This window comes from Pseudomonas sp. FW305-20 (assembly GCF_058788075.1).
The window spans coordinates 25,603-41,416 of record NZ_JBYTAJ010000008.1; the positions used below are offsets into that span (position 1 = coordinate 25,603).

Here is a 15,814-nt window from a genome sequence, read left to right on the forward strand (position 1 = left end):
TTACAAGAAAACGAACTTGGCGATGAAGATCGCGCAGAGCACCCACAGACTGACGGAAATCTCCTTGTGTTTACCGGTGAAAGCCTTCAGCACCACGTAAGTGATAAAGCCCAGCGCGATGCCGTCGGCGACCGAGAAGGTCAGGGGCATCATGATCGCGGTAACGATCGCCGGAATGCTGTCGGTCGCCTCGTCCCATTCGATATGCGCCATGCCGCCCATCATCAGCATCGCCACATAAATCAGCGCACCGGCGGTGGCGTAAGCGGGGATCATGCCAGCCAGCGGTGCGAAAAACATTGCGGCAATAAATAGCACACCTACGGTCACAGCGGTAAGACCAGTCCGACCACCCGCGGCGACACCCGCGGCACTTTCCACGTAGCTGGTGACTGGCGGAACACCGACCACCGCACCGAATACACTGGAAGCACTGTCGGCCTTGAGGGCGCGGGAAAGGTTTTCGATCTTGCCATCAGCGTTTACCAAACCGGCGCGCTGGGCGACGCCCATCAGGGTGCCGGCGGTGTCGAACATGTGCACAAAGAGGAAGGCCAGCACCACGCTGATCATGCTGATATTGAATACACCGGCGACGTCCATGGCCATCCAGGTCGGTGCCAGGCTCGGCGGGGCGGACATGATGCCCTCGTAGTGCACCAGGCCCAGGCCCCAACCCGCCAGGGTGACGGTGATGATGCTGATGAGAATCGCGCCAAACACTTTGTGGTAGCTGAGTACGGCGATCATCAGGAAGCAGATGGCGGCCAGCAGCGGGCCAGGTTCGCGCAGGGAGCCGAGTTTGATCAGGGTAGCCGGGCTATCAACCACGATGCCCGCGGTTTTCAAGCCTATCAGCCCCAGGAACAAGCCCACGCCGGCACCCATGGCAAAGCGCAAACTCACCGGGATGCTATTGAGCAGCCATTCGCGGATCCGCGAAAAAGTCAGAAACATGAACAACACACCGGAAACAAACACCGCGCCAAGGGCGGTTTCCCAGTTGTAACCCATGGTGCCGACCACGGTGTAAGTGAAGAAGGCGTTGAGGCCCATGCCCGGCGCGAGCCCGACCGGCCAGTTGGCGTACAGGCCCATCAACAGGCAACCCAGCGCGGCGGCGATGCAGGTGGCGACGAACGCGGCACCGTGATCGATCCCGGCATCGGCCATGATGTTGGGGTTGACGAAGATGATGTAGGCCATGGTGATGAAGGTTGTCAGACCGGCAATCAGCTCGGTCTTCACCGTGGTGCCATGCAAGCTGAGTTTGAAGATGCGCTCCAGCCAGCCATTGCGTATTGGCGGCGAGAGTTCCAGCGTCGGGGCTTCGGATTTGCGGCTTTCCACAGCGAGTACTCCTCAAGAGTTTTATTGTTATTTCCAGGGCCGGACCCATGAGGGTGGCAGCGACCCTTTGAGGTACTTGCGAATTTGTTGACCGCTTGGTCAGGAACTCGCACGAAGTGGATTATGCTTTTGTATACAAATAAAGCAAATAATGTTTTTGATTTTGTAGACGAAAAGTTTGGCAATAGGGATATATCGCCGCAGAGGTGCGCTGGATGGACGAAGGATTCACGTGGCTGGCAGGCTGCTGAGTCAGGGCCGGCGGGAAAAGCGGCTCGAGGGGGAGGGTAGAAACGAATAAACCGGCGCAAGGGCCGGTTTATTTTTTGTCTGGAGTTTTGTGGTGACTGTGCCGGCCTCTTCGCGAGCAAGTCGGATCGCCGCACCGCCGCTCCCACAGTTGATCGCATTCTAATGTGGGAGTGGGCTGGGCTTGCTCGCGAAGGCGTCACTCAGAACAGCACAAAACCATCAGGCTGCGGCGAACCGCTTGTCCAGATAATCGATGATCACCTTGGATTCGTACATCCAGGTCGTCTGGCCATTCTCTTCGATGCGCAGACATGGAACCTTGATCTTGCCGCCCTGTTCCAGCAGGGTCTGGCGATCCTGTTCGTTGTTCTTCGCGTCGCGCAACGCCACCGGCACGTTCAAGCGGCGCAGGGTGCGGCGGGTTTTCACGCAGAACGGGCAGGCGTGGAACTGATACAGGGTCAGGTCCTTGGCAGCCGTGTTGACCTGAGCCTGAACCTCGGCAGGGCGCTGCTTTTTGCTTGGGCGGGTGATGAAGTCGATGAAGATGATCAGTTGGCCAAGGCCGACACGAAGCGCTTTAACGAACACGGTATAAGCCTCACAGGGGCAAACAGAAGGCGCGCAGCTTACCTGATTTTCGCAGGCGAAAAAAAACCGGCGATGAATGCCGGTTTTCTTCTGCTGCGAATTACTTGATCAGGCTGAGAAACTCGCTACGGGTGGCCGCGTTTTCGCGGAACTCACCCAGCATCACCGACGTGATCATCGTCGAATTCTGTTTCTCCACACCGCGCATCATCATGCACATGTGCTTGGCCTCGATCACCACTGCAACGCCCAGGGCGCCGGTGACTTGCTGGACCGCATCGGCGATCTGGCGGCTGAGATTTTCCTGGATCTGCAGGCGGCGTGCGTACATGTCGACGATCCGCGCGACTTTCGACAGGCCCAATACCTTGCCGCTCGGGATGTAGGCGACGTGAGCCTTGCCGATAAACGGCAGCAGGTGATGTTCGCACAACGAATAGAGCTCGATGTCCTTCACCAGCACCATTTCGCTGTTGTCGGAGCTGAACAAGGCACCGTTGGTGACCTCTTCCAGTGTCTGTGCATAACCGCGGCAGAGGTACTGCATGGCTTTGGCGGCACGTTTTGGCGTGTCGAGCAGGCCCTCGCGGGAGGCGTCCTCGCCCAATTGGCCGAGAATCGCGGTGTAGTTCTGTTCCAGTGTCACAGAGGCTGATTCCATAAGGGTTTCAGAGGGGTACTGTTTCTGTCTGTACCAATTGTGTACCAATCAAGCTCTTTTCAAGCGTCCCGAGTTCACACCAGTCGATGCTGGAGTTGATCCATCGGGCGGAGGTCGATAGCAACATCTGAACGCCATGACCGAGCTGAGTGGCAATAAACGCAGGGTTCATCCCCGACATGAGGCACATGGTAGCGTATGTGTGCCGGCAGTTGTATGCCGACGGGCGCGAAGCGACATTTCGGCCAGTGCGGCGCGGAAGTGTTTGTCGGTTCCACTGGCCAGGCGGATTTTATCCGCATCCCGCTACACCCTGTCGCCAAGGTGCAGCAGTGATGCTTTCCTGAAGCCTGTCATGACTCATCAGGCCGAAGCAGGTCGTTATCAGACGTGAGTGATCGACAGGTCGCTGATGATGCAGATAGAACCGTCTAGCGGGTCGGTGGTGTCGGAGTAATCGATCTGGTTGTACACGCCACCGTGGAAGGCGAGTGTTTTCGTGTCCCAGGTGTTGTCGAGGCGCATGATCGCGGAAGTGGATTTAACGCCGTTACAGCTAGCCGATACAGAGACGGCGCCGCTCGAGTTGGCGTGAATGTTGATTTTGAAAAGTGCACCGAGCGGCACGTTCTCCAAAACCGTCGAGTTGACCGGATCGTCCTGGAGGTAGCTTGACCGGAACCCCATGGTGATTTTTCCTTTGTTCCAGAACACCTTTACCGGAGGTCGTTCTGAACCCTTCACATGAATCTGGCCGATCACGACTTTCTGCAGCGAGTTGACTTTGGTCAGTCGCATTTCCTGGCGGTTCCAGTGGTCCGCTGCGCTGGAGAACAGCCAGTAACCTGGCTCTTTCCACTCGCAGCGGGTTCGTAGCGTGCTTTTGCTCGAGGCTCCAAGTGTCGGCGCCGTCATCTGCACCGAACCATCGTCAAGCATTGAGATGACGTCGGGGCATTCGATCAGTGCGCGCCAGCCGATGAGCTCAAGCGCAATCGGGTTGGTGTCGGAGATAGGAAGCGGGGTAGCGATGGTGAAGTTGCTGATGTCTACAGTCATGGTTTTTGCCTCAGTCCATTGATGTCGTTTTTGCTCTGGTGAGCCTTGCGTTTGATGCAGGCCTGCATCCTTCTGCCCACTCAGTAAATGGGCAGAAGTGATGCCTGGCAGCTTCCGATCGATTTCCGTTGGCCTGGATATAAATATGGGTTTTCCCATATTTCGTGTCAATGGGTATTCCTATATTTTATTCGGCGCCTATATCCAAGATGCAAAAAAAGCCCGCGCTTGGCGGGCTACTCTTGGAGGGCGTCGAACGTCATGGCACGTTCCCGAGCCACTGCAACTTGGTTCACCGTGAATACATCGCCCACCAGAAGACATGACCCAGAATCGCAATCTGCTGGTCCTGGATCTCGGCGAAGGTGTAGTCCTCGTCCGGATGCTCGTCACGGTTGAAGCTGCGCAGGCGGATCCCGCTGGGCAGTCGGTAGACTTGTTTCACGCGCAACTGACCGTTGTGATTGATCGCGTACATCTCGCCATCGACGATATCGCCGAGCGAGTTCTTTGCGACGTTCAAGCCCACGGTAGCGCCGTCGCGCAGTACCGGGATCATGCTGTTTCCGCTCACCATTACGCACTTGGCATGATTGAACTGCACGTTGTTATGACGCAGGTCTTTCTTGAAGAAACGCAGCCTGGCGCTGTCGTTTTCCGCGATCACGAAACGGCCTGAACCGGCCGCCAGCTCAACTTCACGCAGGAAGGGGACATAAACCTCGTCGTCATCCAGGGGCGTGCTGTCGTCCCAAGGCTGAATGTCTGACATTGCAACGTTTGGAGCAGGGCGATTCAGCGGAACCGCATCGGACAGCCCTTTGAGCATGTCCCCGACACCTTCAGCCAGCCACATCGGTGAAACGCCACACGCTGAAGCGATCTGGGTAGCGAAGGCTGTTGCCTTCGATTTCCCGCGCTCAAGATCGGAGATTGAGGTTTGCGTCAGGCCTGCGCGCGCGGCAAGCTCGGTCTGATTGAGCTTGGCGTATTGGCGGGCTGCTTTGAGTCGTTCTTTGAATTCCATCTGCGGAGTATTACGGGGGCTCCTATATCATTGCAAATCGTTATCTCTACAACGTGCTATGGATGTTCCCGTCCTGGGTGATATGAGTACATTTACAAGGCGACCGCTTTACTCGTCTCGACCTTCCATCATGGTCCGTTTGAGCATCACATAAACTGCTCCGGCGCCGCCGTGTTTAGCTTGGCACGAGGTGAAACCGAGCACTTGTGAATGCTGGCGCAACCAGGTGTTGACGTGGCTTTTGATCATCGGTCGCTTGCCGTCCAGACGCACAGCCTTGCCGTGGGTGACGCGCACGCAGCGGATTTCGAATTTGGTCGCTTCGGCCAGAAACGCCCAGAGGGTTTCCCGGGCCTTTTCCACGCTCATGCCATGGAGGTCGAGGCTGCCTTCGAATGGGATCTGGCCGATCTTGAGCTTGCGCATCTGGCTTTCCTGAACGCCGTCACGCGCCCACATCAGCTCGTCTTCCGGGCCAACATCGATAACGAACTGATCGGACAGCCCGTCAACGGTGGTGGCGTCGGTGCGCACAGTGGCGGCCTGACGCAACTTGGCGATTTGCGCGCGGTCAGCTTTGGGTTTGCCGGTTTCGGCGCGATCGTGTTTGATCGGCTTGACGCCTTGGATCGCGCTTTTGAACAGGGAAAAATCGTCGTCTTGCATGTCAGCCTCCGCGAAGGGCGGCCAGTTTACCCAACTCGAGACGAATGGGGCGCGAGAAAACGCACAGCACTCGGCTCAGTCGTGCTTTTTCATCAAATGCGGGGAGATGTTCAACGCTTGCGACTGCCGCGCGCGGCGACGGCAGCGGCGCCACAGCCACACGCCGAGGTACAGCACGAACAGGCCAATCGCCAGAATCACTGCCGACCCGACCCGGTTGGTGTTCAACTCGCCGAGGGCGGGGGCATGGCCGAGCAGGCTGGCGGCGCCTGCCATCGCCATCAATACGCCGCTCATCGACAGCACGGCAGCAAATGCCGCGCCGATTCGAAAACGCCAGTTGCGTTGGCCTTTGGGCCGCAAGCGGCGAGCGTCAAAACCATCGGATAACTTCATTCCGACCTTCCTCAATGGGTATCGGCCCTTCGACCGGGAGTTGACCGGGATGTTCCTGAGGCTAAGACAATTACAGCAAATGATAGGCTTTTGCGGATGAGCGGCGACATGCACCGCTCATCGAGCGTCGATCAGATCAGTTCGTGAGTCTGTGCGAGGGTGGCGAAGTTGTCCGCCATGATCGCCATTTCCGTCTGCTGAACGTGGGCTGCGCTCAGGACGCCGCCCTTGTAAGGCAGGTCGCGGGTCGCGCAGGCGTCTTCTACCAGCGTGCAACGAAAGCCCAGGTTCTTCGCGGCGCGCACCGTGGTGCTGACACTGGAGTGGCTCATGAAACCGCATACGATCAGGTCCAGCGAGCCGAGGTTCTGCAGGCGCTCCAGCAGTTCGGTGCCGTGGAACGCACTCGGCAGCAATTTACCAATGACGGTTTCGTCGCCCTGTGGTTCCAGGCCCGGGATGAATTCACCGCGCTCACCTTGTGGATCGAACAGCCCCCCGACGGTGCCGAGGTGATGGACATGCACGATCGGCCGGCCAGCTGCACGGGCAGCGGCCACCAGTTGCTTGATGTTCGCGACGGCAGCATCCATACCGCTCAAGGCCAATGGGCCGCTGAGGTATTCTTTCTGGGCATCGATGATGACAAGGGTCGCATGACTCAGAACGGCTGCCGCGTAACCGCGGCCGCTGAGTTGAAACATCGTTTTTGGAACGGACATTCTGGGGCTCCTTCGAGTGGGGCTTTTGCGACATTGTCCTCTGGCTGAGCGCTTCTGTGAATCGCTACCATCGTAGGCGCCGTCTTTGCTGGCTCGCAGCCTTGTCAATAGGCTCGTTTTGTTCAATAGCCAGCTGAAAAAACAGAATAGTCCTACATTCGCCTCGGTAGTTTTCCCGCGTCGTCGAGATGCGTTTTGGCTGTTAGAATCGCCAGTCGTTTTTTTTGGAGTTTGCCCCGTGATCACTTCCCGACTTCGTACCCTGCGTGACCATATCCGTTGGGCCGTCAGCCGCTTCCATGGGGAGGATCTGTTTTTCGGCCATGGGACCGACAACGCCTGGGACGAAGCGCGTCAGTTGGTGTTGGGTGCCTTGCACTTGCCGTGGGAAATCGCCGACAGCTACCTCGACTGCAATCTTGAAGAAGACGAGCTGGTCAAGCTGCAACGCTTGCTCAAGCGCCGTATCGAAGAACGTATCCCTACCGCCTACCTGTTGGGTGAAGCGTGGTTTTGCGGCATGTCGTTCATTGTCGATGAGCGCGTATTGATCCCGCGTTCGCCGATTGGCGAGCTGATCGAAAAACGTTTCGAGCCATGGCTGGGCGCCGAACCTGCGCGGATTCTCGACCTGTGCACCGGTTCCGGCTGCATCGGTATCGCCTGTGCCTACGAGTTCCAGAACGCCGAAGTGGTGCTGGCCGACCTGTCGTTCGAAGCACTGGAAGTGGCCAACCAGAATATCGAGCGTCATGGCGTCGATGAGCGGGTGTACACGGTTCAGGGCGATGGTTTCGATGGTTTGCCGGGTCAGCGTTTCGACCTGATCGTGTCGAACCCGCCTTACGTCGATGCGGAAGATTTCGCCGACATGCCGGACGAATACCAGCACGAACCGGAGCTCGGCCTGGCCTGCGGTGATGATGGCTTGAACCTGGTGCGTCGCATGCTCGCCGAAGCGGCGGATCACCTGACCGAGAAAGGCTTGCTGATTGTCGAAGTGGGCAACAGCCAGGTTCACGTCTCGGCGCTGTACCCGGAAGTCGATTTCGCCTGGCTTGATTTCGAGCGCGGTGGGCATGGCGTGTTCATGCTGACGGCGGAACAGTGCCGCAACCATCAGGCGCTGTTTGCTTCTCGCGTTTAACCCGTAATGATCGTTCCCACGCTCTGCGTGGGAATGCCTCAATGGACGCTCTGCGTCCGCTTTGGGACGCGGAGCGTCCTGGGCTGCATTCCCACGCGGAGCGTGGGAACGATCAGTCAGCGGTGCGTGGCAATCCAGATCAACAACCCCGCCTGAAACACCGCAAATGCCACCAGACAGGTAATGGTAAAGCGCAGTCCGGCGTCTTCGCGCTTGTACTTGCTGACCTTTTCTTCGTGTTTCTTCAGTTTGACTTCCTGCTCGGCGAGATTTTGCTCGGCTTGCTGGAGCATCTGCGCCGCCTCGAGAATTTCCACGATCTGCAGTTTTTCCGTACTCCAGTCACTCAACAGGTCGCCGACCTGCACTTCTTTGACGCTGCCCTTCAAATGCTGGGCGTCGGCGTAGATCACGTCGAAACCATGCATTCGCAAGAAGTGATCGCGGCGCAGGCGAGTGTCTTCGTTCAGCGCATCCTTATTGTTCAGGTCGGTGCCGTCGACGGTGTAGCCGGGCCATCTCTTTTTCGCCCAGGTAATGCCCTGAGCGGCCATGAAGCGACCGATGCCACGGTTCATCGGTTCGATCTGCAAACCGCTGTCAGGCCCAAAATGCACACGCTTGGTGGCGTGATCGACCCACACGTCCAGATGATTCTGTTCCTTGCGCACACGCTGGCCGGGCAGCGCAATGCTCATGCGCATCAGGCTGTGTTCCTTGTTGTTGCGCTCGGCGTAACCGAATTCAACAAAGCGCAGCGGCCGTCCACCGGTGTTGCGGTCGGTTTTCAATGGCGCCAGACGGAGCATCTTGTGGTGCTCGGCGTGGACGTCCGCCCACGGCAGCTCGACCACTGGTGGAGCGTCTTTTTCAGCAGTGGTGTCGGGTGAAGTCTGGGTATCAGTCATAACGGCGAGATCCTGTCCAAGCTCTGCTTGTCGCCAAACTTAGCGCTGGCGACAAAGGCTTATCGGCCGTTTTTTTCAGGACTGGAGGGCTAGGGGGCGTTCTCAACTAGTTTTCACGCCGCGCCGGGTCTGCTGTTGTGCAGGGCAAGGCGCGAGAAGCGTGGTTTGGTCATTCCAAACAAGCTTCGAGCAACGCAGCCCTGCACAACAGCAGGCCCGGCCCTTCGGGTTGTGCCTTAAAGCGGGCCAGGCTGCGTTGCAGGCCTTGGAAAGGGAACAACCATTACCAGCGGCCTGCGCCTTGCCTGGCCCGCTTTAAGGCGACAACGCGGCGTGAAAACTAGTTGAGAACGCCCCCTGACCCCGCTTAACTGGCGCGAAATCCGTCAATAAACCCGAGGATTCGCGTGCCGAGTTCGGCCGCCAGTGGCAATTGCGGATCCTTGTAAGAGGCCAATTGCCGTTTTACATCGTTGGGCACGATGCGCATCACGTGGTTCATGCCTTCGATCAGCGCCAGTTCGGCGTCCGGTTTGGCCGCCTTCAACAGCCTGGCGTCACCGACACCGACCTGGATGTCATTGCTGCCCTGGATGATCAGCGCCGGCATCTTCAACTTGGCGAATGCTGCCGCCGGGTCCTGGCGGAACAATGAAATCAGATACGGCTGCACGCTCGGGCGGAAAATCACCTGCAACTGCGGCGGCACGTTGTCGTCGGTGCGGCCGGCCTTGAGGCTGTCGAGCAGTTCATTGCTGCGCAGCATCAGCGGTGGCGGCAGGCGATTGCTCAATTGCTGGCGCAGTACCTGATCGATCGGCCGGGCGCTGCCGGACATGGAAATGACCGCGGCGGCATCCAGGCTCGGCGCCGCGAGGCTGGCGATCAAGGCGCCTTCGCTGTGGCCCAGCAGGATCAACTGGCCAAATCGCGGGTCGGATTTGAGCTTCCGGCCCCAGGCTTCGGCGTCAGCCACGTAGGCTTCAACCGACAGGTTTCGTTCATCCGGGGTTGCCGCAAGGCTCGCCGCCACGCCGCGTTTGTCATAACGCACGCTGGCGATGTTGTGTTTGGCCAGCACCCAAGCGAGACGCTTGAGGCTGTCGTTGCGTCCGCCGTCGGGGTTGTTTCCGTCACGATCTGTAGGACCGGAGCCAGAAATGATCAGGACAACCGGTACCGGCGTGTCGGACTTGGGCAGCAATAACGAGCCGAAAAGCTCGCCGGTGCCGGTGTCCAACGTGATCGGGCGTTGCAGGACAGTGGCCTGTACAAAGCCGGTAAAGAGGGTAAGGCTCAAGGCTATAACTCGCAGCATCATCACGCCATCATGAACAAGATGCCGGTTGGACTCGCAGGCACCCATAAGGTTCGAGGATGAACTACTTGGGTAGCCTGCGTATACTGGCGCGCATTACGTATTTGGTTCGAATTCACGGAGCGTCCTGCATGTCCGGCAATACCTACGGCAAGCTGTTCACTGTCACCACCGCGGGCGAAAGCCATGGTCCGGCGTTGGTCGCCATTGTCGACGGCTGCCCGCCGGGCCTGGAGATCTCCCTGGAGGATCTGCAGCGTGACCTGGATCGCCGCAAACCCGGCACCAGCCGCCACACCACCCAGCGCCAGGAAGCCGACGAAGTCGAAATCCTCTCCGGCGTGTTCGAAGGTCGCACCACCGGTTGCGCCATCGGCCTGTTGATCCGCAACACCGACCAGAAGTCCAAGGATTACTCGGCGATCAAGGACCTGTTCCGCCCGGCCCACGCCGACTACACCTATCACCACAAATATGGCGAGCGCGATTACCGTGGCGGCGGTCGCAGCTCGGCCCGTGAAACGGCCATGCGTGTGGCGGCCGGTGCGATTGCGAAAAAATACCTGGCCACTCAGGGCATCGTCATTCGTGGCTATATGAGCCAGCTCGGCCCGATCGAAATTCCGTTCAAGACCTGGGATTCGGTGGAAGAGAACGCCTTCTTCAGCCCTGATCCGGACAAGGTCCCGGAGCTGGAGGCCTACATGGACCAGTTGCGTCGCGACCAGGATTCGGTTGGCGCGAAGATCACCGTAGTCGCCGAAGGGGTAATGCCGGGCCTTGGCGAGCCAATCTTCGACCGTCTCGATGCCGAACTCGCTCACGCGCTGATGAGCATCAACGCGGTCAAAGGCGTGGAAATCGGCGCCGGTTTCGCCAGCGTTGCCCAACGCGGCACCGAGCACCGCGATGAAATGACCCCGCAAGGTTTCCTCAGCAACAACGCGGGCGGCATTTTAGGTGGCATTTCGTCGGGTCAGCCGATCGTCGCGCACCTGGCGCTCAAGCCAACCTCGAGCATCACCACGCCGGGTCGTTCCATCGACATCCATGGCAACCCGGTGGACGTCATCACCAAGGGGCGCCACGACCCGTGCGTCGGCATCCGCGCCACACCGATCGCCGAAGCGATGATGGCCATCGTGCTGATGGATCACCTGTTGCGTCACCGTGGGCAGAACCTGGACGTGCGCGTGAGCACGCCGGTGCTGGGTCAACTTTAATGGCTGACCTCACAGCCGCTGCGGTCTAAGGACAGTGGCGGCGCTCCCGTACTGGCGGCTCTCCAGTTTCTATCTGTTCTATTTCGCCTTGCTCGGTTCGACAGCGCCGTTTCTGGCGCTGTACTTCGATCACCTGGGCTTTTCCAGTGCGCGCATCGGCGAGCTGGTGGCGATCCCGATGCTGATGCGCTGCGTGGCGCCGAATATCTGGGGCTGGCTCGGTGATTACACCGGCCGACGCCTGGCCATCGTGCGCTTCGGTGCGGTCTGCACGCTGCTGACGTTCTCGCTGATCTTCATCAGCAAGACCTACGCCTGGCTGGCGATGGTCATGGCCTTGCACGCGTTTTTCTGGCACGCGGTGTTGCCGCAATTCGAAGTCATCACTCTGGCGCACTTGCAGGGCCAGACTAACCGTTACAGTCAGATCCGCCTGTGGGGTTCCATCGGTTTCATCATTGCCGTGGTCGCGCTCGGACGGCTGTTCGAGGGGTTGAGCCTGGATATCTATCCGCTGACGCTGGTGCTGATCATGGCCGGGATCGTGGTGAGCAGCCTGTGGGTGCCCAACGCTCAACCGGTTCAGGGTGAACGACCGGCGGGGGACGGTTTTCTCAGGCAGTTGCGCAGTCCCGGGGTGTTGGCGTTTTACGGTTGCGTAGCGCTGATGCAAATGAGCCACGGTCCTTATTACACCTTCCTGACCTTGCACCTGGAGCGACTCGGGTACAGCCGTGGGCTGATCGGCATGCTCTGGGCGGTCGGTGTGGTCGCCGAAGTCTTGATGTTTCTGGCCATGAGCAAGATCCTCGCGCGCTTTTCCGTGCGACGGGTGCTGCTGGCAAGTTTTCTGCTGGCGGCGTTGCGTTGGTTGTTGCTCGGTTCGTTCGCGGAGTTCCTTTGGGTGCTGTTGTTTGCCCAAGTGCTGCACGCGGCGACCTTCGGCAGCTTTCACGCGGCAGCCATCCAGTTCGTGCAACGTAGCTTCGGCGCGCGCCAACAAGGGCAGGGCCAGGCGTTGTACGCCGCACTGGCCGGCACCGGCGGCGCACTGGGTGCGTTGTATTCCGGCTATAGCTGGAATGCCCTCGGCCCCGCATTGACCTTTAGTATTGCCAGCCTCGCAGCCTTCGCGGCAGCCGTTATCATTGCCACACGCATGCAAGAGGACAGACCGTGAGCCTTGCGCGTGCGCTGCGGCAGATCGAGGCCTTTGAATTTTTGTTCGAGTGCGAGTTGAAGCTGCGCTCACTCTTGAACCATAAAAAGCTGAACCGTTAAGGAGTTGCCAAATGAGCAGCCTGTCCGTTTACCACGTCTCAAGCCCTGACTTGCCCAACAAGGTGCTGACGCATGTCGAAGACATCGCTTCGACCCTGGCCGAGCAGGGCGTGCGTTTCGACCGCTGGCAAGCCGCGGCGAAAATCCAGCCAGGCGCCAGTCAGGAAGAAGTGATCGCCGCGTATCAGGAACAAATCGACAAGCTGATGACCGAACGTGGTTACATCACCGTCGATGTCATCAGCCTGAGCAGCGATCACCCGCAAAAAGCCGAATTGCGCGGCAAATTTCTCGACGAACATTGCCATGGCGAAGACGAAGTACGATTTTTCGTCGCCGGCCGTGGCTTGTTTTCCCTGCACATCGGCGATTACGTCTACGCGGTGCTTTGTGAGAAAAACGACCTGATCTCGGTACCGGCTGGCACCCGGCATTGGTTCGACATGGGCGAGCATCCGCATTTCATCGCGATCCGCCTGTTCAACAACCCTGACGGCTGGGTGGCCGATTTCACCGGCGAAGACATCGCCAGTCGTTTCCCGCGTCTTGAAGACTGAGGCGATGCCCTGTAGGAGCTGAGATCAGGGATCGAAGATCAGAAGCAGGGATTGCGCAACGTCAGAAACAAAACAGGCCGTGGAGCGAAAGCTCTCACGGCCTGTTTGGTTACAGCCCCGGAACGGTTTAAGCCGAGTGATACGTCGGCAGGGCGAACCGCTGCTGGCTTTGCAGCATGGAAATCTGTGGCAGTTCGCTGGCCTGTTCGGCGATGTCACGGCGAATGGCGCTGATCACCCAGGACAGCTGATCACCTGCATGCAGTTGCTGGTAGGAAATCGAGCGCTTGAAGACTTTGCCGTCGGTGCTGCTCAAGGTCAGCAAAATGCCACCATCCGGACGTGGCTGGGTGGTCACTTCGAAGTTGGAGAACAGGGACGAAAATTTTTCTTGGATCAGGTTCATGTCTATCAGCTCCGTTAGCTCTTGAATGGCAAGCATGCAGAGGTAGTTGCAGTGATTGTGCCAGCACCTGATTTTTTAAAAATCCTTATATATCAATAGGTTAGTTTTTAGGTGTTTTTGCGGTTTCGTGCAATCTGCATGAAAGGCCATCGTGCATCCTGCATTTTGCGTGGTCGACATCGATTCGATGGAACCAATTGCCCGGCACAAGCTCGCGATTACGAATGCCGCAGACGTGGATACAAATCATTTCAAAAACCGCGTGTACAGCTCAGGAACCGCTGACGTATTTTCGGCCTCAATCAACGCCGCCCGAACAATAAAAAGATCGACCGGGAGCAACCATGAGCCGCACGCCAAACGACACGATTACCTGGAGCATGATGCTCCGCAAGCTGCCTTCCATTGCCAAAGCCATTCCGCGCGTGGTGAAGGGCATGAAAGCCGCCAACGTCAAGGACCCGACCCAACCGTGTGGCCTGGGCTGGAGCTTCGAGCAAGCGACGTTGCGCAATCCCGATGCCCCGGCATTGCTGCAGGGCGAAGTGGCGCTTGCGTATGCTCAGGTCAACCAATGGGCCAATCGCATCGCCCATCATTTGATTGCCCAAGGCATCCGCAAGGGCGATGTGGTGGCGGTCTTTATCGAGAATCGCCCGGAACTGCTGGTGACGATCCTGGCGGTGGCCAAGGTCGGCGCGATCAGTGCCTTGCTCAATACTTCGCAGACCCGCGATACCCTGGCTCACAGCCTGAACCTGGTGGCGCCCGCGGCGATCATTGTCGGAGAAGAGCTGGTGCCGGCATTTTCGGCGGTTCGCGAACGGGTGTCGATCGAGGCGGCGCACATCTGGTTTATCGCTGATCGAGACACCTTCAGTCATCCGGGCATTGCGCCCGACGGGTTCATCAACCTGATGACCGCCAGTGCCGACAGCTCCAGCGCCAACCCCGCCAGCAGTCAGCAGGTTTTTTTCGACGATCCTTGTTTCTATATCTACACCTCGGGCACAACCGGCTTGCCCAAGGCCGGGGTATTCAAGCACGGCCGCTGGATGCGCAGCTCCGCGAGTTTCGGCCTGATCGCCCTGAATATGCGCCCGGAGGATGTCGTCTATTGCACCTTGCCGCTCTATCACGCCACCGGGCTGTGCGTGTGCTGGGGCTCGGCGATCAGTGGCGCCTCGGGCTTTGCGATCCGCCGCAAGTTCAGCGCCAGTCAATTCTGGAACGATGTGCGCAAGTACCGTGCGACCACCCTCGGTTACGTCGGTGAATTGTGCCGCTACCTGGTGGATCAACCGCCCAGCGCCGACGACAGCCAGCACGGCGTGACGAAGATGATCGGCAATGGCCTGCGCCCCGGCGCATGGGGCGAGTTCAAGACGCGATTCGGGGTCAACCATATCTGTGAACTGTACGCCGCCAGCGACGGCAACATCGGTTTCACCAATATCCTCAACTTTGACAACACCGTCGGTTTTTCCCTGATGTCATGGGAGTTGACGGCCTACGACCACGACAGCGGCGCGCCCATTCGCGATGCCAGCGGCTACATGCGCAAAGTCGCCAAAGGCGAGCAGGGGCTGTTGCTGGCGAAGATCGATGACAAGGCGCCGCTGGACGGCTACACCGATCCGCAGAAGACCGAAAAGGTTGTGTTGCACGACGTGTTCAAGAAGGGCGACCGTTACTTCAATACCGGTGACCTGCTGCGCAACATCGGTTTCGGTCACGCGCAATTTGTTGACCGGCTGGGAGATACCTTCCGCTGGAAGGGCGAAAACGTCTCGACCACCGAAGTCGAGAACCTTCTTTTGCAGCACCCGCATATTTCCGAAGCCGTGGCCTACGGCGTGGAAATCCGCAACACCAACGGGCGTGCCGGGATGGCGGCGATAACGCCAGCCGAGTCCCTGGCGACTCTGGATTTCAGTGAACTGCTGGCGTTCGCCCGTGAGCAAATGCCCGCCTATGCGGTGCCGTTATTCTTGCGGGTGAAGGTGAAAATGGAGACCACCGGCACCTTCAAATACCAGAAGACCCGGCTTAAGGATGAAGCCTTCGACCCCGGCAAGACCGGTGATGATCCGATCTATGCCTGGCTGCCAGGGACCCAGACTTACGTGCAGGTCACTCCGCAGTTGCTGGCGGATATTCACGGCGGCGCTTTTCGTTATTGAATGCAGCGCTATTGAATGTGGCTATGGCCGTCCATGAGAAAAAAGAAGTGACAGCCTCGGGGCTGCT

The 15,814-nt window shown here is 58.6% G+C and carries 16 protein-coding genes; 5 read left to right on the forward strand and 11 right to left on the reverse strand.

Features of this window, described 5'->3' with window-relative positions; all coding sequences use genetic code 11:
• From AC3WP4_RS09130 to AC3WP4_RS09165, 8 genes are all read right to left on the reverse strand, one after another.
• The gene (locus AC3WP4_RS09130; protein ID WP_074878297.1) at window positions 1–1,350 is read right to left on the reverse strand and encodes an NCS2 family permease; all 1,350 of its coding nucleotides are present in this window, start codon (window positions 1,348–1,350) and stop codon (window positions 1–3) included.
• Window positions 1,351–1,821: 471 nt separating this feature from the next.
• Entirely contained in the window at window positions 1,822–2,193 is a 372-nt protein-coding gene (locus tag AC3WP4_RS09135) for a glutathione S-transferase N-terminal domain-containing protein (RefSeq protein ID WP_074878295.1), read from the reverse strand.
• 100 nt (window positions 2,194–2,293) lie between these two features.
• Entirely contained in the window at window positions 2,294–2,839 is a 546-nt protein-coding gene (gene folE, locus AC3WP4_RS09140) for a GTP cyclohydrolase I FolE (protein ID WP_207250594.1), read from the reverse strand.
• Between the two features lie 399 nt (window positions 2,840–3,238).
• The gene (locus AC3WP4_RS09145) at window positions 3,239–3,913 is read right to left on the reverse strand and encodes a polysaccharide lyase family 7 protein (RefSeq protein ID WP_074878291.1); all 675 of its coding nucleotides are present in this window, start codon (window positions 3,911–3,913) and stop codon (window positions 3,239–3,241) included.
• 292 nt (window positions 3,914–4,205) lie between these two features.
• Window positions 4,206–4,940, reverse strand: coding sequence for an XRE family transcriptional regulator (locus tag AC3WP4_RS09150; RefSeq protein ID WP_102615549.1), 735 nt, complete (start codon window positions 4,938–4,940; stop codon window positions 4,206–4,208).
• 108 nt (window positions 4,941–5,048) lie between these two features.
• Window positions 5,049–5,606 (reverse strand): Smr/MutS family protein, encoded by a 558-nt coding sequence (locus AC3WP4_RS09155; protein ID WP_008146127.1) that lies wholly within the window; start codon window positions 5,604–5,606, stop codon window positions 5,049–5,051.
• Between the two features lie 75 nt (window positions 5,607–5,681).
• Window positions 5,682–6,002 (reverse strand): hypothetical protein, encoded by a 321-nt coding sequence (locus AC3WP4_RS09160; protein WP_074878287.1) that lies wholly within the window; start codon window positions 6,000–6,002, stop codon window positions 5,682–5,684.
• A gap of 131 nt (window positions 6,003–6,133) precedes the next feature.
• Window positions 6,134–6,724 (reverse strand): cysteine hydrolase family protein, encoded by a 591-nt coding sequence (locus tag AC3WP4_RS09165; RefSeq protein WP_074878285.1) that lies wholly within the window; start codon window positions 6,722–6,724, stop codon window positions 6,134–6,136.
• 238 nt (window positions 6,725–6,962) lie between these two features.
• Here AC3WP4_RS09165 and prmB point away from each other — a divergent pair, with 238 nt between their 5' ends.
• Window positions 6,963–7,871, forward strand: a complete 909-nt coding sequence (prmB, locus tag AC3WP4_RS09170; RefSeq protein WP_008146120.1) for a 50S ribosomal protein L3 N(5)-glutamine methyltransferase — start codon at window positions 6,963–6,965, stop codon at window positions 7,869–7,871.
• A 116-nt stretch (window positions 7,872–7,987) separates the two neighbouring features.
• Here the strand turns inward: prmB and AC3WP4_RS09175 are convergent, their stop codons facing one another.
• Together AC3WP4_RS09175 and AC3WP4_RS09180 are read right to left on the reverse strand one after the other, a co-directional pair.
• Window positions 7,988–8,779, reverse strand: coding sequence for a hypothetical protein (locus AC3WP4_RS09175; RefSeq protein WP_076027952.1), 792 nt, complete (start codon window positions 8,777–8,779; stop codon window positions 7,988–7,990).
• Between the two features lie 367 nt (window positions 8,780–9,146).
• On the reverse strand, window positions 9,147–10,145 hold the full coding sequence (locus AC3WP4_RS09180; RefSeq protein WP_102615550.1) for an alpha/beta hydrolase: 999 nt from the start codon (window positions 10,143–10,145) through the stop codon (window positions 9,147–9,149).
• Between the two features lie 83 nt (window positions 10,146–10,228).
• Here AC3WP4_RS09180 and aroC point away from each other — a divergent pair, with 83 nt between their 5' ends.
• The 3 genes from aroC to AC3WP4_RS09195 all read left to right on the forward strand — a co-directional run bounded on the left by aroC (window position 10,229) and on the right by AC3WP4_RS09195 (window position 13,158).
• On the forward strand, window positions 10,229–11,320 hold the full coding sequence (gene aroC / locus AC3WP4_RS09185; RefSeq protein WP_074878277.1) for a chorismate synthase: 1,092 nt from the start codon (window positions 10,229–10,231) through the stop codon (window positions 11,318–11,320).
• Window positions 11,321–11,354: 34 nt separating this feature from the next.
• Entirely contained in the window at window positions 11,355–12,500 is a 1,146-nt protein-coding gene (locus tag AC3WP4_RS09190) for an MFS transporter (protein WP_102615551.1), read from the forward strand.
• 112 nt (window positions 12,501–12,612) lie between these two features.
• Window positions 12,613–13,158 (forward strand): 1,2-dihydroxy-3-keto-5-methylthiopentene dioxygenase, encoded by a 546-nt coding sequence (locus AC3WP4_RS09195; protein ID WP_074878274.1) that lies wholly within the window; start codon window positions 12,613–12,615, stop codon window positions 13,156–13,158.
• Between the two features lie 127 nt (window positions 13,159–13,285).
• Here the strand turns inward: AC3WP4_RS09195 and AC3WP4_RS09200 are convergent, their stop codons facing one another.
• The gene (locus AC3WP4_RS09200) at window positions 13,286–13,564 is read right to left on the reverse strand and encodes a DUF3509 domain-containing protein (RefSeq protein WP_102615552.1); all 279 of its coding nucleotides are present in this window, start codon (window positions 13,562–13,564) and stop codon (window positions 13,286–13,288) included.
• 344 nt (window positions 13,565–13,908) lie between these two features.
• Here AC3WP4_RS09200 and AC3WP4_RS09205 point away from each other — a divergent pair, with 344 nt between their 5' ends.
• Window positions 13,909–15,747, forward strand: coding sequence for a long-chain-acyl-CoA synthetase (locus tag AC3WP4_RS09205; RefSeq protein ID WP_102615553.1), 1,839 nt, complete (start codon window positions 13,909–13,911; stop codon window positions 15,745–15,747).
• The last annotated feature ends 67 nt before the right edge of the window (window positions 15,748–15,814 follow it).

Excerpts from the sequence above, each read along its gene's own strand:
- AC3WP4_RS09145 (WP_074878291.1), bottom strand. The coding sequence starts at position 3,913 with ATGACTGTAGACATCAGCAACTTCACCATCGCTACCCCGCTTCCTATC.
- AC3WP4_RS09150 (WP_102615549.1), bottom strand. The coding sequence starts at position 4,940 with ATGGAATTCAAAGAACGACTCAAAGCAGCCCGCCAATACGCCAAGCTC.
- AC3WP4_RS09155 (WP_008146127.1), bottom strand. The coding sequence starts at position 5,606 with ATGCAAGACGACGATTTTTCCCTGTTCAAAAGCGCGATCCAAGGCGTC.
- AC3WP4_RS09160 (WP_074878287.1), bottom strand. The coding sequence starts at position 6,002 with ATGAAGTTATCCGATGGTTTTGACGCTCGCCGCTTGCGGCCCAAAGGC.
- AC3WP4_RS09165 (WP_074878285.1), bottom strand. The coding sequence starts at position 6,724 with ATGTCCGTTCCAAAAACGATGTTTCAACTCAGCGGCCGCGGTTACGCG.
- AC3WP4_RS09175 (WP_076027952.1), bottom strand. The coding sequence starts at position 8,779 with ATGACTGATACCCAGACTTCACCCGACACCACTGCTGAAAAAGACGCT.
- AC3WP4_RS09180 (WP_102615550.1), bottom strand. The coding sequence starts at position 10,145 with ATGGGTGCCTGCGAGTCCAACCGGCATCTTGTTCATGATGGCGTGATG.
- aroC (WP_074878277.1), top strand. The coding sequence starts at position 10,229 with ATGTCCGGCAATACCTACGGCAAGCTGTTCACTGTCACCACCGCGGGC.
- AC3WP4_RS09195 (WP_074878274.1), top strand. The coding sequence starts at position 12,613 with ATGAGCAGCCTGTCCGTTTACCACGTCTCAAGCCCTGACTTGCCCAAC.
- AC3WP4_RS09200 (WP_102615552.1), bottom strand. The coding sequence starts at position 13,564 with ATGAACCTGATCCAAGAAAAATTTTCGTCCCTGTTCTCCAACTTCGAA.
- AC3WP4_RS09205 (WP_102615553.1), top strand. The coding sequence starts at position 13,909 with ATGAGCCGCACGCCAAACGACACGATTACCTGGAGCATGATGCTCCGC.